A 20,001-nucleotide genomic window follows, 5' to 3' on the forward strand; every position below is an offset into this window, starting at 1 on the left:
GATTTGAACAGTACATTTTTGGTGTTTATCTCGTACATTTTTGGTTGTTTCGGCGTACATTTTTGGTGTCCAGCGTACATTTTTGGTGTTTATCTCGTACATTTTTGGTTGTTTCGGCGTACATTTTTGGTGTCCAGCGTACATTTTTGGTGTTTATCTCGTACATATAATTTTTTGTGTACGCTTTAATAAATAAAGCGTACATGGATAAAAAAATGTACTTTTTAGCAGAAGCGTTTTCTTGTAAAATAGGGTCAAGGAGTTATTTTCCTAATTTAGTAGGTGGAGGATGAGAGGATGCAGACTCCGGCTGTCCAGCCGCAGTACAACAGCGCCGTGACGAAGTCCAATGCGCTGATTGAGGCGAACTACAAGCTGTCTACTATCGAACAAAAAATCATCTTGTATATCATAAGCCAAATTCGCAAAGATGACGCCGATTTTAAAATGTATAAGTTGCCGATACAGGAGTTCTCTGAATTGCTCGGATATCGGGGAAGCCCTAAATACACGGAGCTGCGGGAGATCACGAAAAATTTGATGCGCAAGGTGCTTGAGATCAGAGAAGGCCAGAAGCTCAAACAGCTGAGCTGGGTTTCATATGTGGAGTACGACGAGCATTCCGGCTATGTCAGCTTGGCCTTTGATCCCCGCTTGAAGCCCTATCTCCTGCAGCTTAAAAGGGAATTCACGACCTATCGCCTGAAGAATGTGATGGAACTGAAAAGCTCTTACTCCATCCGCATGTACGAGCTTTTAAAACGTTGGCAGTATATGGGCGAGGTCGTGATTCGCTTGGATGATCTGCGGATGATGGTTGGAGCAGGGGACAAGTATTCGGAATACCACAATTTCAAAAAACGAGTGCTTAATCCTGCCAAGAAAGAGATTTCGGAGAAGACGGATATCATGTTCACATACGAGGAAATAAGGGAAAAACGAAAAGTTGCAGCGATCCGCTTTCAAATCAAAGAGAAAGTCGTTGAGCCGGTTGTCGTTGCCCTCGAAGGGAAAAAGGAAGCCCAAGCGGATGATCGGTATTTGCAGTTTTTGGCTGTAGTGCAGGCTTATGACCGGTACATAACAGAACAACAATTCGCGAAGATAGCGATTTTGGCGCAAAAAGCTTTCGGAGGAAACTGGATGGATGAGCTCATTCAAACGGCAAGGCGCATTATGCAACGCAATGATATACGGGAACCAATTGCTTTTCTGACCTATTTCTTGAATGAAAAAGTGCAGCGGATTCAGGCCGGAATCGACCCAAATGAGGTGACCATTCACAGCCATGGCGGCGCTAGATTCGTCCGCCGTGAGATCGTGCCGGATTGGCTTCGGGACTACGAGGAGCAGCTTGTTGCCGAAAGCGCCAAAAGCAAAGAGGTTGATGAAGATATCGAACAGATGCGACGTGAGCTTGAGGAGCGGTTAAAGAAATATAAAGACTAAGAATTCAAGCCGCGCCGGTCTTCCCGGCTGGCCGCCTCCCTGCCTACGGCAGTCCGGCCGGAGCCTGGAGAAGACCGGCGCTCGGCCGCTCGAAGAAGCCGCTCGCATCCAGTTTCCTGCCGCTGCCCGCGGCCGTACGAAGCCAGGACAAGAAGTAAACCAAAACACCCCCGAGGCTGGTTTTATTTAATTTTTGTCAGACATAAAAAGCATACTTCGACAATTACAGACAACAGGCACAGGCGCACCGGCGCTTCCGTTTCCTTTTGGTCCGGGTCCCCGGGGCGGTGTGATGGTCGGCTGGCAGCCGGAAAGGCTCCCAAGTGCAAGCCCAAGCGCCGAAGCCCTTGCCTTCCGGCTCGGTCCAGCCTATCAAACCGCCCTTCCCGGCCCAAAAGACTACGGGTCGCCGGTGTACGGTTTATAACGCCTTTTTGTATCTTTTGGGTTATTTAAACTAGACATATAATTAAAATTATATGTCTACAAACATCGTTTTTTCTATGGTATACTCGCCGTATAAGATATATTTTTCAGGTGGTTTGGATTGAAGCGTCATAAAATAAACTCGTCATATAATATAGAGGTGGAACAAATGTTGCGTGAATATGAGGACTATCTTCGAGGGAAGGGCTACTCTCCAAATACGGTGCTCTCCTATTTGAACGATGTAAATCAATTTTTGAAAGATCTAAATCTGCGCCCAGACGACTACGTGACCTCGGCGGACATCCGCAAATGGATCCAGCAGATGCTTCATCCGGACGAAGGGAAGCCGTTTGCGGTCTCGACGATCAACCGTCGGCTGAACGCGCTTCGCAATTTTTACGGCTGGGCAGTCGAGCAGGGGTATGTCGAGCAGAACCCAATGAACGGCATTGCGGATTTAAAAACGGCGGATGAGGATCAAGAGACCATCATGTGGCTGACCGAAGAGGAGTTTGAAGACCTGCTGCATCGGATGAGGAAAATGCTGGCTCACAGTCGAGGCGTCGATCCAGAGGAAAAATATCGCCGAGACCGAGCGATTGTGTACTTGTTTGTCTACGCCGGCCTGCGGGTGGAGGAACTCTCGAACTTGAAGCTCACGGACATCGACCTCGAGATGAAGCGTCTGCGGATCGTTGGGAAAGGAATGAAGGTGCGGACGGTGCCGATTTCAAACATCTTATTGGCGGAGCTTCAGGACTGGTTGGCGTTTCGCGCCGAGATGTCGAAAAAGAAACCGCATGTGGCAGCCTCCCCGTATGTCTTTTACAGCCAACGCTCGCCGAAATTTTCGGTACGGGGCATTCAGCGGATGGTCGAGGGCTACAGCCTGCCGGGCAAGAAGCTGACACCGCACATGTTTCGTCATACGTTTTGCAAATGGATGCTAAAGGCGACGAACAACGATATTGAAAAAGTGCGTCGGTTGGCCGGCCATAGTCACATCGCGACGACGTCAAGGTACTTAAAGGATAGCTACAGCGATTTGGCGGACGCGGTGGAGGCGTTGCCGAAGTTTTAATCTTGTTGTATGTTGTGAGGGGAGAAAAGCAACAATATATGAGGGCGACGTCGCTGGTTTATTGTAAAGTGAGGAGCCTTATGGATTCTTTGCATCCACGATTCAGAGGGGCCAGCTTTTCTCTGCAAACCATTTTTTCAGTGAAAAAAGAGGCTAAATCAAAAGACCGTTTTTCTTCACAGTCGTTTGACGAAAGTGTTTCGCTCGCATATACAGTGATTAGAAAGGGTGTCCCGTTAACGTTTGGGACACCCCCTTGTGTGATGTTTCTTTTAGCTTGCTGATAAAACACCCGCGGCTTTCACACGGACGCGAGCCGCATTGCCTGGCAAATAAGCTAAAGGAACGTCTTCCATATCGACGATTTCGATAGTTTCTGGTTTTGCCCCTGCTTTGACGGCCTCGTCGATCGCCATTTTTTTCGCTAATTCCAGCGTTTTTTCCCTCCCTAGTTCGTCTAGGGTGAAAACCCTTTCCACTTGGCCGCTCACTTGGGCGATTGCAGCCCCGATCGCGTTGGCAACCCCAAAATGGTCTGGACGGATCACTTTGGAAGCGCCTTTCAGCTGATCCGGCAAAAGCACGCTTCCTCCCCCGACAAGAATCACTGGAACAGGGTCTGCGCTTGTTTTCATTTTATCAATCGCTTCTTCGACCATCTCTACCATTTTCTGATAAATCTGCTTAAGCAACCCTTTATCTAAATGGGCGACTTTTTGCGGATCGCCAATATTGGCCTTTCCTAACGCCACCGCAACGTCCGTGGCTGTTAAAGTGTCGCCCCCAAACACCATCCCTTTTTCTGGGAGTTCGTATCCTACGCTATCTGGACCAATCGTGAAACTTCCATCTTTCTGAACGCGGATAATGGTTCCCCCGCCTAATCCGATAGAGACTAAATCAGGCATACGGAAATTCGTACGCACGCCGCCGATCTCCACAGCTAAGGACGATTCTCTTGGGAAGGAATGAATCAAGACGCCGATGTCTGTCGTCGTTCCTCCGACGTCCACAACAAGCGCATCCGATAATTTTGCAAGATAGGATGCCCCACGGATGCTGTTTGTTGGACCGCATGAAATCGTCAGAATCGGATACTTCATTGCGTATTCTACGTTCATCAATGTTCCGTCATTTTGGCCAAAAAATACTTTCGCGTTAATGCCTTCCGCTTTTAATGCATTAATAAACCCTTCAGCGGCTGTTTTGGCGACATTGACCACCGCCGCGTTTAAAATTGTGGCGTTCTCGCGTTCCAATAAACCAACGCTGCCGATTTCATGAGAAAGCGAAACCGCAATGCCGCTTCCCAGCACTTCCCTGATGATTTCGGCGGCTTTTTGCTCATGATTTTTTGATACCGGCGCGAAAACGGAAGTGATGGCGACGGAATCGACCTTCCCTTTTATTTCGTTGGCAACGCGGTACAAATGTTCAACATCCAGCGGTGTGATTTCTCTTCCGTCAAATTCATGGCCGCCTCGCACGATATAAACATATTTTTCGAGCTGGACACGCAAATCCTCCGGAATTCCGACTAAAGGCTTCACCGCCAAAGTGGCGGGGGCACCAATGCGAATAACAGCGACCTTGTTTAGCCGCTTCCGTTCCACGATCGCATTTGTGCAATGAGTCGTTCCCAACATCGCATAACGGATTTTTTCGCGTGGAACACCTGCTTTTCTGATTACTTCCCGCATCGCTTGATAGATCCCTGTACTGACATCGGCTGTGGTAGGCGTTTTTGTTTCGGAAATGACCTGGTATTTCTCGTCTAAAAGCACCGCGTCTGTATGTGTACCACCAACATCGATGCCGATTCTGTAGCTCATTTCATCGTCACTCCTTTGTTGACAAGCTCTTCTACAGGTGTGTATTCGACATCATAGCCGAAATAAGCAGGACCGCAAGTTTCGATTCCTTTTGGCGTGCGCCATTTCGGATGGCATGGAATTCCAATGACAACCGTGCGCGCTCCGTACCGCAAACCTTCCGTTGTGATCGGGAGACCTGTTTCGCTGTCTAGCACCGCGATTAAGTCAGGAGTGACGCAAAGCAAGCGATCTTCCGTTTTTGCAAGCAAATGTTCGTTTTGGAAGCGAAGCTCCAACGTCTCCCCTTTGTATTTTTCCAATCCCTCGATTTTCGCGGTTCCTCTGGCGAATCCAGTTTCTGTCTTCCGATTCACGTCTACCACTTTGCCACGGAATAACTCAAATCCATTTGTCAATTTAATAATTTCACCGATAGGATCACGGTTATTTTCTTTCGCTAGGCGTATCGAGCGCCCAATTTCCTCTTCCAATCGCAAAATATCATGGATGCCGCTCTCTTTTAGGTTCTTACCGGCCATTGGGTAGATTGCGAACATCACTGATCCACCTTTTTGGACAGTGGCACTTCTTGCAATTCTCTCAGCCCATAAATTATCAATCGTATTCAGTAACGTCACGTTTCCTTTTTCATCCGCAATCACCATCGGTGTGGCAGAAATACCGTCTAGATAAAATGTCACCATTTGCAATTCCGGAAACGCTCTTCCCATGCCATCGACATCGACTACCGGTAATCCGAGTTGCGCCGCCAGTGCCAAAGGCAGCATGGAGTTAACCCCGCCAGCTTCAATCGGGAAAGTAGCAAAAACTTTTTTTCCTAAGTATTTTTCCAACGTTTGAAACGCCACTTTCGCTTCATGGCCGCTCGGAATTTTCTCTACCAATACGGTTGGCGCTCCCATCATACCTGACGATACCACTAAAGCGTCTTCAGGAACTTCGTCTACGGACAGCAAAGGAATTGGGCCGAATTCTTCAATAGCTTGTAGGGCCATCAATTTACCAACATAAGGATCCCCTCCGCCTCCTGTCCCCAATAATGCTGCGCCTACCGCAATGTCCTCTATTTCTTGTTTTCCTAAAAGCCTCACTGCTTCTCCCCTCTCTTTATTGAATATTTTCGTTTGTTTCCAAGTTACGTTGCTTCGACATGTTGATCATTTTCATCCCAATCCAATACATAATGGCACTGACCAGTAAAGAGTTTAGCGAAGGGATGCCAAACTGGATGAAGTATCCGGCGAAAAAGCCTAACGCCCACGCGATCAAAGTGATTGGATTAATAGGCTCGGCATTTTTAGGCAATTGGCCTTGCAATCTGCTTTCATCCAGAAATTTTCTTCCCCTTTTCAAAATAAAATAGTCTACCACCATGATCCCAGCGATTGGAGGAATCCAAACTCCCAAGAAAACGAGGAAGTTTTGAAATTTTTCCAGAATCCCCAAAACGGAAAGCACCGTTCCGACAACCCCGATGACAAACGTTATCCATCCCCTGTTGATTTTTTTGCTAAAGACAGAATCAATCAAGTTGGATAAGCCTAAAGATGCGGAATAAAGGTTCAAATCATTGATCTTTACTGTCGCAAAAATAACAATTGCTGCGCCAAGCCAGCCTGAGGTTTGCAACACAATGGTGACAACATCGTCGGTTCCTACCGCGTGCGCCATCAACACGGCAATCATGTTAACTCCTAGCTCTCCAACAAACGTGCCAATTAACGTCATCCAAAACACATCTTTTCCGTTTCGGCAATACCGGCTCATATCAGGTGTGATGACTGCTCCGATCATAAACCCTCCGGCTACCATCGTAGCGGCGACACCAAGGGAAAGATCTGGACCCGGATGGGGAGAATGGATTAATTCGGTTACCGAATGATCGCGCAATACTTGATAGATCCCGTATCCGATGACTGCCAGAAAGCCAGGAACTGCAATTTTTGCCGTCCAGCTGAGCCATTTAAACCCGAAAATGACGATCGCTGTGACAAACAATCCGGTTAATGTGGCTGCTAAAGGAAATCCAAGCGCTCCGTTTAGTGCTTCATCGATACCTTTGGCAAACACAGCGTTTTGGATGCCGAACCATCCAATTAGTCCAATCGAAATGACAGCGCCGATAATGCTGGATCCGTACCTGCCAAAGCCTGTCCAACGGGCCAATAAACTCGTGGACAACCCTTCTCTTGCTCCTGCGATTCCCATCAATAAACTGACAATCTCCAGCACCACGCTCCCGAGCATTGTCGCCCAAAAAGCTTCCCAAAATGTCATTCCGTAGCCTAATGCGGCTCCAAGCATAAATTGGGATAGTGCTGTTAGCGCTCCGATTCTTACTAAAAGCACTTCCCACATTGGCAGGCGTGCTTCCGCCGGAACCCGGGAAAGCGAAAAATCATCTGTTGACATTTTCCCTGCCATTGATCCTACCTCCTTCACTTGGAAAAAGTGTTTGGGTTTGTTGCTGACTGAGAATAAATCTCACGTTATTGTAGCTTACATCCCCCCTTTCGAAGAGAGCGATAATACGCCGGTGACCTTAATTCTCAATCTTAACGCTTTGCTTGGGACATAAGCCAAAGGAATGGTTTTCGCCTCTTGGACGGCAACTGTTTTAGGATTCGCCCCGGAGCTTATCGCCATATGTGTTGCTTCATTGATTGCCGAGTGTAGAGCTTCATTTGGATTAAAAGGATCCATCCACACCATCCGGTCGATATATCCGCTCACCGGGGCAATACAAGCCCCGATGGCATTCGCATATTGATGGTAGTTGGGGACAATGACATCCGCCCATGGATAATGAAAGCGTTCGGCCAACTGTTGCCCACCGCCTCCAACAAAAATGACGGGAAGCGGCTCATACCGTGGCTGGAACCGCTGAACAGCTTGATACAATTTTTCGAGAAATTCCTCGTTGTCAAGTTGTTCTTGCTGAAAAGGGAGCGAAACAATATCGGGCATTGGGACGTTGACACGCACGCCATCGATGAGCTGGTTCCGCCTTTTTTCTTTCGGGAATCCGTTTTCCAGTAATGCGACATGAACAGAAGAGCCTCCGACGTCCACAACGACTCCGTTTTTTATTCCGGTCAGGAAGGAGGAGCCAAGCAGACTGTTGGTGACTCCTGACCATAACGTTCGTATCGGGTAGCGTAGCGCATATTCATAAGACATAAGTGATCCGTCATTTTGCGTAAAGTAAATATCACAATGGATTCCAAAATGTTGAAACATGAACTGCAATCCACGCAACGCGCGATCCATCACTTTGGATAATAACGCGTTGATGATCGACGCGTTCTCTCGTTCGATAAACCCGATGCTGCCTATTTCATGAGACAAAGTGATCGGTATATCTGTTCCGACGATGTTGCGAATATGGTTTGCGACCATGGTTTCATGTTCTGGATTCATCGATGAAAACGTTCCTGTGATCACGATCGCCTCGATGGTTTCTTTGCCGCGCCAACGGGAAAAAAACTGATCGATGTGCGAACAATTCATTATTCCTAAAGGTTTTCCTGTTACTTCGTGTCCTCCGTCTATGTCTAAATAATCAGGTATCACATAGCGTCTTAGAGAATCATTTCCTTCAAAAAGCGGAGGTATTGCGTTTTTTCCGCTTCCGATGCGGAGTATGAAAACCGAGGAAAGATTTTCCTTTTTTCTCAGGGCTTGCAAACAATGGGTTGTCCCAATCATGACGGCGGCAATATCCTTCGGATCAGTTTGATTGTGCTCAATGATTTCTTTCAAAACAGCGCAGATGCCGGACGCAATATCGGGAGAAGTAGGTTTTTTCACTGTTTGCACAATTCGTGAATAGCTGTCAAGCAAAACAGCGTCAGTATTCGTTTCGCCCACATCGATCCCTAACCGGTACATTGCTTATCCCTCGTTGTTGTTTGTTTTTATTCTTTCTTCCATAGGAATAAACGGCTCTGCTATGCCAAATTGTATAGGCCCCACTACATCAAGCATCCTAGTGGTTTGCAACAAGAATGGGCTCGGGATTGCAATTACCCATACTTTCCCGTTGTTTTCCAATTCTTCGACGGACAACGGATAGCCTGTTTCTTCATCGAGCACGCAAATTAAATCCGGTACCGTCACTAAAGTGACGTTATGTTTTTGCACCAATAAATATTCGTTGTGAAAGAAAACTGACAAGTATTCGCCAATATATGCTCCGCTTCCTTCCACGACGAGTGACCCTTGCAACGTTCCTTCGATAATGTTCCTTTGCAAATCTACGATTTTGCCTTCGAGTAGCTTGACTGGTTTTCCATATATGGATTTCTGAAAAACTTGTTGCATTTTTTCCATTACATCTTGAGCATCCATAGCAACGGATAGAGCTTCGCCAAGCCGTATCGTCAACGTGTACGTTTGGAGGATGCCCGATTCTCTGATTTGACATCCTTGCATTGGATAACAAGCGATCGCCGCCCACCCTCCTAAGTTGGTGACAAGAGTCCTTGCTTGCTTTTCGATGTCCGTATTTTCGTCCGATAAAAGGAGATGTGTTTTACTGGGACGGTTGGCAATCACGGCCGGGCTTGCTTTCACACCAAAACCATGATAGGTTGTCATTTGCAACTCTGGAAATGCCCGTCCCATGCCATCGGCATCGAGTAGCGGAAGGTTGGTTAACGCAGCGGCAATGACCGGAGTAAGGGCATTCATTCCACCGATTTCAAGGCCTGTAACCGCTGATGCTGCGATGTGTTTTTCGTTTTCAATCGTTTCTACGACTTTTTTCAGCTCGCTACCCGATGGAAGATGTTCGCTGAAAATCGTCGGTGAACCCATGATGCCGACCGGTATCACCCATGCTTCATCCGGAACATGGAACGGAGACAGGAGAGGGACAGGTCCGTTTTCCCTTATGGCCCGTTTGGCCATCAATTCTGTTAGCTTGACATCTCCCCCACCGCCTGAACCTAAATACATCGCTCCACGCGAAAGGGCAACAACCGTCTGTTCATCCATATATCGTTTCATTGTTTCCTCCTGCATAAGTTGAGATGCAAATACCGTGCCAAGAATTTAAAAGAAAAAATCATAAGTTTTATGATTTATGAACATTTATGAACGGAATAAATTGTAATAATTTGAATATATATAAAATTAATCAGCTATCTCCGCTGATGTTAAATCGATCTTTATCTATATATTTCTCTTTAATTCTCTTTTTTTCTCATATTTTCTTATAATTCTCATTTTGAGAATTAACGCCGGCGTTTCATTTTTTCTAATTTTCGGTAAAGGGTGGCTAAGCTGATCCCAAGCGCTTCCGCCGCTTTCCGTTTTCCTTCCGTGCTGGTGCCAAACCGTTGCAATGCTTGGATGATCAGCTGTTCTTCCACTTCATTGATCTTGTACAGTGATTTGGGAAGATGGCTTACTGTTTGGGGCTCTTTCATTTCTTCTTCCATATCGTGCCGTTGATCTTTGGACATCTCTCGTATGGATGCTGGCAGACTGCTGATGGTGACGAGATCGCCGATTTCCAAATTGACGATATATTCCACCATATTTTCTAATTCCCGGATGTTTCCCGGCCAATGGTAATCAAATATTTTTTTTAAGGCTTGGGAGGAGAAACGTTTCGGTTCTTTGCCCAACCGCTTGCAAAATTTGTACATGTAATATTGGATCAGCTCGTATAAATCCTCTTTTCTTTCCCTCAAAGGAGGAACGTAAAGTGGAATAACGTTGAGACGAAAGTATAGGTCTTCTCGGAATTGGTTGTTGGCGATCATCGATTCTAAGTCTTTATGAGTGGCTGCGATAATCCGAACGTCCACCTCAATCGATTTTGTGCCTCCAACTCTCTCAATGCGCCGTTCCTGCAAAACGCGCAATAATTTTGCCTGCAAATATAAGGGCATGTCACCGATTTCATCAAGAAATAACGTTCCACCCCTCGCTAATTCAAAACGCCCTGGCTTCCCGCCTTTTTTGGCTCCGGTAAACGCCCCCTCTTCATATCCGAACAATTCACTTTCCAGAAGCGCTTCCGGTATGGCGGCGCAATTAATTGCCACAAATGGTCCTTTATTTCTATGGCTTAAGCGATGAATCGATTGCGCCAGCACTTCCTTTCCCGTACCGCTTTCCCCTCTGATAAGCACCGTTGATTCGCTTTTGGCAATTTTCATCACCTGTTCTTTCAATGCCGTAATGGCTGGGCTTGATCCGATTACGTCATCCAAGGAAAACCGTGTTCCATAGCGGGACGATTGTTCTTGTTCCTGAAGCAGGATCGGCTTGGTAAGAAACAAAATGGCCCCTTCCACTTGTGCATTTACAAGCAATGGATGCAGACGGCAAGAAAACTCCAGACGGGTACCTTTGGCGCTCATTATGCATACAGCCAAGTTAGTTGCCGGCTTTCCTTGTTTAATATATTGCAAAAGAGATGCGGATTGGACAAATTCTGTGACATGTTTACCGATCATGATGATTTGGGAGCGTTCGAATATTTGCTCTGCTGAAGAATTCGTATGGACGATATATCCTTTTGCATCAACAACCAAAACAGGGTCTGTGATAAATGATAAAAGCCCCTCAATTTCCCTGAGCAGTTTCAGGCGTTCTTGTCTTGCTCTTTCTAAATCTCGTTCGTTCATATTTATCACCTCTCAGATAATAAAGGTTTCGTATTGCACATTACCTTCAGTTCATTATTGTTGTATTTATAATAAAAATATCACTTTTTCTAAAATGTGAAGAAGAAAGTATATATGGCAAATACGGATTCCGTTACCGCAGAAATGAGGTTGGGGTATAGAATATCCAGAAAAAGCATCACGGTTAGTAGTTTAAGTCATGTGGAGAGTGTCAATTCGATTTCATCCAATCCGATGGGAGAGGGATATCAGCAGTAGGAGGGGAAAGGGGTGTGCGTCCTCGATTGATTTTTTGTGTTTTTAGCTTTCAAAATGGTATGCGGTAAAAAATAAAATGGGAGGGATTCGCCGCGGGTTGGAGGGAGGAAGATTTACGATGCGAACGGGAACGAGACAGAGAGGGAGAGCAGAGAATCGCAACTGTCCACACTGTCTCAAGATGTTTGGGGACATCAAAGTGCGGAGGGAGTACTGCACCAGACAACGAAAGGACAACGACTGTCCGGTTTGGGTTCGACTCCAGTTAACTCCGACGCCACCGAAAAAGCCAGAGGTCGATTTATCCCGGCTGGCCGTGTCACCGCACACTCTGGGGGTCGTGTGGATGTCCTGTATTGACTCTGGGATGTCCTTGGGAGGAGGCAGACGCCGCCACGAAGGATACCCATGGTGTCTCGTTCTCCCCCCATCCGGCGTTTCGTGACGTCAATGACATCACGCCCCTAATCCCGACGCTTACTGTCTGGCTCGTTTTGTGGGAACAAGACGGACAGTCGCGTCAAGGGGCGCTGGCATTATCTGATGATTCGATGCAGTTGCCGCTCGATCGCGTCTCACCGAACCGAGACACATGTCGTCCGCCAAGGGCATCGATGAAGTCTTGTGTGAGCCGCTGTCCATACCGGAAGATTTGCTACTAGGCGGGGATGACAACCCGATTGACTGGCTGACGCTGAAGAAGGCTTGGTATCCTTCGCCACACCGTTTGCAGCGCACTTCCACTTCCTCGCCCACACAGCCAAGGGGGCATTTCCGCGACATCCTATGTCTCCGGCGCGCCCCCTCGATTGAGTCTGCCCGGCCTCAAATCCTACAAAGCCTTTCCCCAAAAACGTCTGTATGAGCGCATTAGGTCGGTTTTTAGCGGTGTTCTTCTTTTATCCAGTGATCCGGCTTTCAGCCATCAGACGAATGGATGCCACGGACAACAAACGCCCAGCAGTCGCCATGAGTCGCCATGATAGCGGCTACTCGCTTCGTACCTTGATTGAGTCCGCGAAGGTTGATCTCCTCCATCATTACAATGACGAGCCGCCAACCCCCCATCATTAGTCGTCACACGCCTCTCACTGGAGGACAGAAGATGACTCTAACAGACAGGGGGTGCCCATGCCGGAGACAAAGAACGACTCAGCGATCCCTTTTTTTGGGAAAATCGTTTATATAAAAAATGAGGTGTTACTCCTCAAACACCTCATTCATTAATTCTTCAATCTCTTTCCACCGCTTCTCTGTTTCTTTTTTATCCACTCGGAACTTTCCGTTCTTTTGTACAATCACATCGCCGGCGCGGGCGTTTTTTGGCAGTTTGCTTTTCTCAATATCGATCATTTTGCCATCCTCCGCCTCACAAACTGCCCATTTACCCTCGAAACGATCAATGATATATTTCATTTAACCACCTCTAATAAATTGGTTTTACGTTGAAGGTAAGCGTCGTCCCATTGGTTGTCGCGATAATCGTTCCTTGTTTGTCTGTACGGAATACCTTTACTTTATAAGCTTTCAAACGATTCAAAACTTCCGGTGTCGGATGACCATAGGCGTTCTTGCCAACTGAGATTACCGCATACGTTGGTTTTGCAGCTTTTAAAAGCGTCGCGCTGGTCGATGTTTTTGCACCATGATGACCTACTTTCAACACATCAGCGCGTAAATCCTTTTTCGCTTTAACCATATCCGCTTCTGCTCGAGTCTCGGCGTCGCCTGTAAACAGGAACGACTTTTTGCCGTAGGTTACTTTCAAAACAGCGCTCCAGTCATTTGTGTCGCTGGTGCTGTATGACTTAACAGGACCGACAAATTTTGCAGTTACACCTTTGATTGGCAAGACAACGTCTGCTTTAGCAACCTTTATAGTAAGCTTTTCATTTTTAACAGCAGTCAAAAAATCCTTATATGCTTGCGTTGTACTGCCGACCCTGGGAGCGTATACGCTTTTTACAGGAAAAGCCTTGAGAACCTCATCAAGACCGCCAATATGGTCTGCGTCTGGATGAGTCGCGATCATGACCTCGATGTCCTTTACCTTCTGCTTTTTAAGGTAGGCGACGACATCACTGCCATCTTTATTTCCTCCATCAATGAGAATGTCCTCTCCATTTGGCGCTTTAATGTAAATACTGTCACCTTGTCCAACATTGATGAAGTGCACATACATGTTTTTTGGGGCTGCGTCTGTTACAATCTCCGGTAAAATTGCTGTCATAAATGCAATTACAGCTACCATCAGCGCCTTGATTTTCCTCATTGAAAACTCCCCCTTTTACTTTTCAAGAAGATTATACCATCACTTGAGCTAAGAGGGAGTATAGAAAACAAACGGGAGGCGAAAAAATGTTCGATATTATTGGAAGGCTAAAGTGTCCGGTATGCTCAAAAATTGTCCGCCCTAGCGATAAAGTGTTCTTGGATATAATCAATACAATCATCCACCAGAGATGCTACCATCAAAGTCTATCCCGTAAATTTCTCCCATTCAAAGACAAAGGAACATTTCAACATATGTTGCTGAAGTATCCGTTTTTACATGATGATCATGATAATGAAGGTGTTTGATTTTGTGTCTGACAAAAAATAAATAAATTAAGTTCGTTTTTTCAAAACACGATGACATACCGTGTCCTCAGGATCCCCTGACCGGGGACAGCCACTGTCCATATTGTCACGGGAGACATGTTTATTATTTCAGTCTGTCGCGACTCAACGTTCATCATTTCCAGCGGTCGCTAATCCACTGGGACATCTGTCGCGGCACCTTGACACAGTTGCATGTCTTAGTTGTATAGAATTCTGATCAATCGAGGAGCAGGGACACGCCTCTTGTCCTCGTCTTTTATTTGCAATATTTTATCATAGCTCCCTCTGTGTCACTCTAGTGTCCTTACCTCCATTTGATATTCTGATTCTAAGACTAATTTTTATCTTGTTGATAAATTTTCATTAGGAATTATGTTCTAAATAATCATATCATCACCAACCAAAAATCTAATCAATAAACCTATCCCCTTTATAATAACTCCTAACTGCCATTTTCACCTTGCAGCTGTGTCTCTGAAATCAATCTTTAAAATCCCTTTCACCCTCCATTTTTACAACGATCCACTTGCATTTCCCCTCTCATCGAATTGAAAATCTCAAGTTTAAAACCCTCGGGACTCCCCCCCACCAATCTAATGATGTACTGGAACAACACCATTTTGGGTTATCTTTGCCTTACGGCCGGGAGCAAGCAGGCTGACGCCCATAATATAAGAGCGACGAACCATTTCACGGGAACATCAGTTCTTGACCAATTTCTTAAGTTGTTGCACACGCCGCACCGATATCTGAAGCATCATGGCCAGCTGCTTATTTGTCGCGTCAGGGTGTCGTTCCATGGCCTTTTGCAACTGCCATGCCTTGTCCTCCGTCCGCTCCCGTTGTTCCTCGAGGTATTCCTCCCTTGTCCTCGGCCCCTGTCCCCGGCGCATCTCCTCTGTCCTCGCCCTGTCGCGTTCCCGTTTCCGGCGGCACTTCTCATGGGCGTCAATAATGGTCTGCAAGTGTCGCTGTTCCTCTTGCGTGATGTCCAGCCATCGAATGATCGTAAAATTCTTCAGGTTATAGCCAGCGCCGGGATATCCTTTTTTTCTCGCCTCCTCATTCGCCTTCGCGTCATTTCTAGCCATCCACGCTTTCTCGGCGCTCTTCGTCGCCCGTATCACCTCTTTCTCGGACAGCGGCTCTTTAAATCCAGCGTTCAACTCTATCATCTGTTTCAACGCCTCATCGGGATCATCAGTGAGGCAACAACTCCAGTATCGATATAAAAAACAAAACAGCTCCCTGTATCCCTTCAGATCATAATCCCTCAGCTCCGCAAGACGGATTAAATCCAGCAACCTGGCATAATGCAGCGTTTGGATATTATGCAGCCGGACAAGCTTCCCTTTCCTTCCTTTCTTCCTTGTCCCCGTCCTTGTCAATTCCGGCAAGTACTCATATTGCAGGTCACGGAGGACATACCTGTCGCCGTGCCGGTACTCGACGACGACTTCCCTTTTGCTCTTGGAGTTGACCGACCCGTCGATCCGGAACACCCTGGTCGGATCGAGCGACTTCTTGTCCGCCCCCACATAGCTAAGCTGCTCATAAAAATAGTTCTCCACCGCCTTCCACAGCGGCAAGGCCTTGTACGGGACCGGCTCAATCAGCCAAACACATACGATTCCACGCCCCGAGAAAATGATGAGGTTAGGATCGGGCAAGATATTGTCGTGGAATATCTCGATGTCCAACTTGCCAATCACCCACTCCGGCTCATATCCAAGGACATGACAATCCACATCAACGTAGAGGGCTCGCAGTTGCCTTATATTCTCGATTCTTCGTTGAGGCTTATAAAAGGTGTTTTGGCTGAAATAAACGTCCTCTCCGAGCCATTTAGGCAGTTCTAGAGCCAATTCGTCAGGTTGATAGTGATACTGCCTCCATCCCCCGTCCGGTTCCTTCTTCGCCAGCGTGATCCATCCTGAGGCGCCGCGGTGCTGAAACATCACATGGCGCTTTGCACGGTCCAAAGGGGGAATTTCCATATTCTCCAGCTTAAAATTCTCCACAAAATGCCCTCCCTACATGGGAAACAACCGCATAGTCGCGCGGGTGCGAAGTACGATCATTATGCAGAAAAGACAGCGGCCGTTCCTTCAAAATTTACACACCGTTTAAATAGAACAAGGGAAAATAAGAATGCTATGAGGATAAATCGAGGTCTCTTGAATAAAAGAGGACTCAGGCGGTTTTGGATTTCGACACTTTATTTCAAAATCCTCCATTTATTTCAAAAATCATCAAATCGATTAACAAAAATGCTCTTTTGGCCGCATTTCTCGGAACACCGGCGACCCGTAGTCTTTTGGGCCGGGAAGGGCGGTGTGATAGGCTGGACCGAGCCGGAAGGCGAGGGATTCGGCGCTTTGGCTTGCAGTGGGGGAGCCTTTCCGGCTGCCAGCCGACCATCACACCGCCCCCGGGGACCCGGACCAAAAGGAAACGGAAGCGCCGGTGCGGCTGCACCTATCTGTCGCTTTTTGTCGAAAAATGTATTCGTATTTAATGTTAGACAAAAAAATAATCAACACCATTATCGACAGCGGCGGTGCTTTGATCGTCCTCTTGCTCCTGCTTCGCACGGCCGCAGGCAGCGGAAGGCGCTGGATCGCGATCGGCTTCTTCGAGCGACCGAGCACCGGGCTTCCCCAGGCTCCGGCCGGATGGCCAAGGGCCAGGAGGCGGCCAGCCGGGAAGACCGGCGCGGAAATGGAATCCTCGTGAGAACTATGAAACTTTTGTTTATTTGAAGAAAAGATGAAATAAACGTTTATTTCTTGTTTAACTCATTTCAATGTATATTCCATTATTATTATCATCACTTATTTATTCGATGCTTCATTTCTTCAAGCAGCGGTGCAATACCATTAACTTATTCGGCCGCGCTACGCACGGATGCGGATGATCCTGTTTACAAGCGGCATCTGCGGACAGGACGGCGCGGAACTGCGGTTATCTGGTATAATCAGTAGTAAATATACGCTTTTGAAAGGCTTCGCTGATTGGGGTGATCCATTTGAGCGACAATCTCACCAAGGAACAGCGTTCCAGGACCATGAAGGCCATAAAGTCGCGTTCGCAGTTGGAAGATGTGGTCTCAAAAGCCCTCTGGAGGGAAGGGTATCGTTTTAGAAAGAACGACAAAACCCTCCTCGGGAAACCTGATATCTCCATCAAAAAGTATAAAGTCGTCATCTTTATCGATTCATGTTTTTGGCACGGATGTCCACTGCATGGGAATATGCCCGAAAGCAATAGGGACTATTGGGAAAAAAAGCTCTCGAGAAACAAAGAGAGGGATCAAGAAGTCAATGATTATTACAGAAAAATCGGCTGGAATTGCTTAAGAATATGGGAGCATGATTTGAAACAGGATTTTGATCAAACAATAAAGCAGATAAAGAATTTTATTGATCAAGCCATGGACGGGTAAGCGCTTGGATACAACAAGCGTTTTTTATTTTGTAAAAAATTATAACCTTATAAGGTTTATGTATTGTACAAAGACAAAAATTATGATGTTAATTGGAGGGGGGAGGAATTTTTTGCTTGATAATTCCAAGGGGAACAAAAATTTATTGCAAAAAATACTAAGCAAAATTATAAGCAGGAAAGTGATGGACAACTTCAACAGATTTTTATCCCAGCATCGGATTGCAAACCGGAAAATCAGCCGATATATTGGCGCTCCCGACAACGCCTTCAATAAAATCATCAACGAAATGTCGGTCCCGTCTGTGGCCACCATAATCCGTTATGTGCACGCAGCGGAACAGATTATCGGGGAAAATAAGATTTCCATTTATTCCAAAATTCTAATCGACAATGAAATTGAGAAAGCCGTAAGCATCCTCAACCAAATCTCAGATGCCGACATCACTGAATTGATCAAGGAAAACAAGGAGTTTTTCAAGTCGCTGGACTTTTACTTTTCCACCACCCAGTCCAAAAAAGTCGATCCATTTACAATCGAAGAGAGAAACATCTACGCGGAAATAAAGGAGATGCTCGAACATGAATAAGAAAAACACCAGAAAGGTATGGTTTATTACGCGTCCGGAAAGAGACCCCCGCTTCCATCAGGAGGCATTGCTGGCTTTGCAGAAGGCGACGGATGATTTCAGGCTGAAATGGGCGGGAAATAGAGAAGTCCATAAACGGTATGAAGAAGAGCTCGCCAATATGGGGATCAAAAGAAACAACGTAAGCCATGACGGCTCCGGAGGACGCACATGGATGGCCATGCTCAAAACCTTCTCCTATTGCTATGTAGATGATGACGGATATATTCGCCTTACAAAGGTCGGAGAAAAGCTCATCCAAGGAGAAAAGGTGTACGAAAACACAAGAAAACAAGTCTTGACGCTCCAATATCCAAACGCCTATTTTCTCGAACCGGGATTCCGCCCAAAATTCGATGAAGGGTTTCGGATCCGCCCTGTTCTGTTTCTGATCAAATTGGCGAATGACGAAAGGCTGGACTTTTATGTAACAAAAGAGGAGATCACTTATTTTGCCATGACAGCCCAAAAGGACTCACAGCTGGATGAAATCGTGCATAAAATATTGGCTTTCCGAAAAGCCGGCCCTCGCGAAAGAGAAGAAATGAAACAAGACATCGCCGCCAAGTTCGACCATAGGGAAAGATCAGACAAAGGGGCGAGAGATTTTTACGAAGCCCACTCCGACGTGGCCCACACTTTTATGCTCATCAGCGATTACACAGGATTGGTCGAGTACATTCGCGGCAAGGCCTTGAAAGGCGACTCTTCCAAGATCAACGAAATTAAGCAGGAAATCGCTGAAATCGAAAAACGCTACCCATTCAACACGCGATACATGATATCGCTTGAGCGCATGGCGGAAAACAGCGGCCTGGACGTCGACAGCTACAAGGCCAGCAGATACGGCAATATAAAACCAGCTGCAAACTCCAGCAAGCTTCGGGCGAAAGCAGAGAGAATCCTTGCTCAATTTCCATCCATAGAATCGATGTCGAAAGAAGAAATCGCCGGGGCCCTCCAAAAATATTTATCGCCAAGAGACATTGAAAAGGTCATTCATGAGATAGTGGAAAACAAAGACGATTTTGAAGGGATCAACTCCGATTTTGTAGAGACCTACTTGAATGAAAAGGACAACCTGGCGTTTGAAGACAAGACCGGCCAAATATTCAGCGCGCTGGGTTTTGACGTTGCAATGCGCCCTAAAGCCAAGAACGGGGAAAGAACAGAAATCGAAATCATCGCCAGATACGGAGGAAGCAAATTCGGCATCATTGACGCCAAAAACTACGCAGGAAAGTTCCCGTTGTCCTCCTCCTTGGTTTCGCATATGGCGTCCGAATACATCCCCAATTACACGGGATATGAGGGCAAAGAGCTGACGTTTTTCGGCTATGTGACCGCAAACGACTTCAGCGGGGAGCGCAATCTAGAAAAGATATCGGACAAAGCCAAGCGAATCACCGGAAATCCCATCAGCGGATTTTTAGTCACAGCCAGAACATTGCTCGGCTTCCTTGATTATTGCATTGAGAACGATGTGCCATTGGAAGACCGCGCCGAACTGTTTGTCAAGGCTGTCAAAAACAAAGGATACAAATCGCTCGAGGCCTTGCTTCGGGAATTAAAAGAGACAATCTAGAAGTCTGTCCGACGAAACCATTTTGGCGGATATTTATCCAAAACAGTGA

14 protein-coding genes are annotated in these 20,001 nt (G+C 46.6%); 5 read left to right on the forward strand and 9 right to left on the reverse strand.

Annotation, left to right across the window (positions count from 1 at the left end):
* The first annotated feature begins 297 nt into the window (after window positions 1-297).
* Together GYMC52_RS17940 and GYMC52_RS17945 are read left to right on the forward strand one after the other, a co-directional pair.
* Complete coding sequence (locus tag GYMC52_RS17940; protein ID WP_012820770.1) at window positions 298-1,449, forward strand: replication initiation protein; 1,152 nt, start codon at window positions 298-300, stop codon at window positions 1,447-1,449.
* Window positions 1,450-2,044: 595 nt separating this feature from the next.
* Entirely contained in the window at window positions 2,045-2,959 is a 915-nt protein-coding gene (locus tag GYMC52_RS17945; RefSeq protein WP_012820769.1) for a tyrosine-type recombinase/integrase, read from the forward strand.
* A 272-nt stretch (window positions 2,960-3,231) separates the two neighbouring features.
* Here the strand turns inward: GYMC52_RS17945 and GYMC52_RS17950 are convergent, their stop codons facing one another.
* From GYMC52_RS17950 to GYMC52_RS17990, 9 genes are all read right to left on the reverse strand, one after another.
* Window positions 3,232-4,791 (reverse strand): hydantoinase/oxoprolinase N-terminal domain-containing protein, encoded by a 1,560-nt coding sequence (locus tag GYMC52_RS17950; protein ID WP_012820768.1) that lies wholly within the window; start codon window positions 4,789-4,791, stop codon window positions 3,232-3,234.
* Complete coding sequence (locus GYMC52_RS17955) at window positions 4,788-5,885, reverse strand: DUF917 domain-containing protein (RefSeq protein WP_012820767.1); 1,098 nt, start codon at window positions 5,883-5,885, stop codon at window positions 4,788-4,790. Before GYMC52_RS17955 ends, GYMC52_RS17950 begins: the two co-directional genes overlap by 4 nt.
* A gap of 16 nt (window positions 5,886-5,901) precedes the next feature.
* Window positions 5,902-7,218 (reverse strand): purine-cytosine permease family protein, encoded by a 1,317-nt coding sequence (locus GYMC52_RS17960; RefSeq protein WP_012820766.1) that lies wholly within the window; start codon window positions 7,216-7,218, stop codon window positions 5,902-5,904.
* A gap of 75 nt (window positions 7,219-7,293) precedes the next feature.
* A complete protein-coding gene (locus GYMC52_RS17965; RefSeq protein ID WP_012820765.1) occupies window positions 7,294-8,685 on the reverse strand; it encodes a hydantoinase/oxoprolinase N-terminal domain-containing protein in 1,392 nt (463 codons plus the stop codon).
* 3 nt (window positions 8,686-8,688) lie between these two features.
* Window positions 8,689-9,804, reverse strand: a complete 1,116-nt coding sequence (locus tag GYMC52_RS17970) for a DUF917 domain-containing protein (protein WP_012820764.1) — start codon at window positions 9,802-9,804, stop codon at window positions 8,689-8,691.
* A gap of 227 nt (window positions 9,805-10,031) precedes the next feature.
* The gene (locus GYMC52_RS17975; protein ID WP_012820763.1) at window positions 10,032-11,435 is read right to left on the reverse strand and encodes a sigma-54 interaction domain-containing protein; all 1,404 of its coding nucleotides are present in this window, start codon (window positions 11,433-11,435) and stop codon (window positions 10,032-10,034) included.
* Window positions 11,436-12,893: 1,458 nt separating this feature from the next.
* Window positions 12,894-13,109 (reverse strand): DUF3006 domain-containing protein, encoded by a 216-nt coding sequence (locus tag GYMC52_RS17980; RefSeq protein ID WP_012820761.1) that lies wholly within the window; start codon window positions 13,107-13,109, stop codon window positions 12,894-12,896.
* 10 nt (window positions 13,110-13,119) lie between these two features.
* Window positions 13,120-13,965 (reverse strand): ComEC/Rec2 family competence protein, encoded by an 846-nt coding sequence (locus GYMC52_RS17985; RefSeq protein ID WP_012820760.1) that lies wholly within the window; start codon window positions 13,963-13,965, stop codon window positions 13,120-13,122.
* A gap of 1,030 nt (window positions 13,966-14,995) precedes the next feature.
* A complete protein-coding gene (locus tag GYMC52_RS17990) occupies window positions 14,996-16,315 on the reverse strand; it encodes a hypothetical protein (protein ID WP_013524888.1) in 1,320 nt (439 codons plus the stop codon).
* A 1,007-nt stretch (window positions 16,316-17,322) separates the two neighbouring features.
* Between GYMC52_RS17990 and GYMC52_RS18000 the strand changes: the two genes are divergently transcribed.
* From GYMC52_RS18000 to GYMC52_RS18010, 3 genes are all read left to right on the forward strand, one after another.
* Window positions 17,323-17,739, forward strand: a complete 417-nt coding sequence (locus tag GYMC52_RS18000; protein ID WP_041469699.1) for a very short patch repair endonuclease — start codon at window positions 17,323-17,325, stop codon at window positions 17,737-17,739.
* Window positions 17,740-17,923: 184 nt separating this feature from the next.
* Window positions 17,924-18,328 (forward strand): hypothetical protein, encoded by a 405-nt coding sequence (locus GYMC52_RS18005; protein ID WP_012820756.1) that lies wholly within the window; start codon window positions 17,924-17,926, stop codon window positions 18,326-18,328.
* Window positions 18,321-19,952: an AlwI family type II restriction endonuclease gene (locus GYMC52_RS18010; protein ID WP_012820755.1), complete on the forward strand. Its 1,632-nt coding sequence runs from the start codon at window positions 18,321-18,323 to the stop codon at window positions 19,950-19,952. Before GYMC52_RS18005 ends, GYMC52_RS18010 begins: the two co-directional genes overlap by 8 nt.
* Window positions 19,953-20,001 lie beyond the last annotated feature (49 nt).

It is taken from the genome of Geobacillus sp. Y412MC52 (genome assembly GCF_000174795.2).
GTDB lineage: Bacteria > Bacillota > Bacilli > Bacillales > Anoxybacillaceae > Geobacillus > Geobacillus thermoleovorans.

Bases quoted from the DNA above. Each gene is read 5' to 3' on its own strand.
- GYMC52_RS17970 (WP_012820764.1), bottom strand. From the start codon at position 9,804: ATGAAACGATATATGGATGAACAGACGGTTGTTGCCCTTTCGCGTGGA.
- GYMC52_RS17985 (WP_012820760.1), bottom strand. From the start codon at position 13,965: ATGAGGAAAATCAAGGCGCTGATGGTAGCTGTAATTGCATTTATGACA.
- GYMC52_RS17975 (WP_012820763.1), bottom strand. From the start codon at position 11,435: ATGAACGAACGAGATTTAGAAAGAGCAAGACAAGAACGCCTGAAACTG.
- GYMC52_RS17960 (WP_012820766.1), bottom strand. From the start codon at position 7,218: ATGGCAGGGAAAATGTCAACAGATGATTTTTCGCTTTCCCGGGTTCCG.
- GYMC52_RS18005 (WP_012820756.1), top strand. From the start codon at position 17,924: ATGGACAACTTCAACAGATTTTTATCCCAGCATCGGATTGCAAACCGG.
- GYMC52_RS17950 (WP_012820768.1), bottom strand. From the start codon at position 4,791: ATGAGCTACAGAATCGGCATCGATGTTGGTGGTACACATACAGACGCG.
- GYMC52_RS17940 (WP_012820770.1), top strand. From the start codon at position 298: ATGCAGACTCCGGCTGTCCAGCCGCAGTACAACAGCGCCGTGACGAAG.
- GYMC52_RS18010 (WP_012820755.1), top strand. From the start codon at position 18,321: ATGAATAAGAAAAACACCAGAAAGGTATGGTTTATTACGCGTCCGGAA.
- GYMC52_RS17965 (WP_012820765.1), bottom strand. From the start codon at position 8,685: ATGTACCGGTTAGGGATCGATGTGGGCGAAACGAATACTGACGCTGTT.
- GYMC52_RS17980 (WP_012820761.1), bottom strand. From the start codon at position 13,109: ATGAAATATATCATTGATCGTTTCGAGGGTAAATGGGCAGTTTGTGAG.
- GYMC52_RS17945 (WP_012820769.1), top strand. From the start codon at position 2,045: ATGTTGCGTGAATATGAGGACTATCTTCGAGGGAAGGGCTACTCTCCA.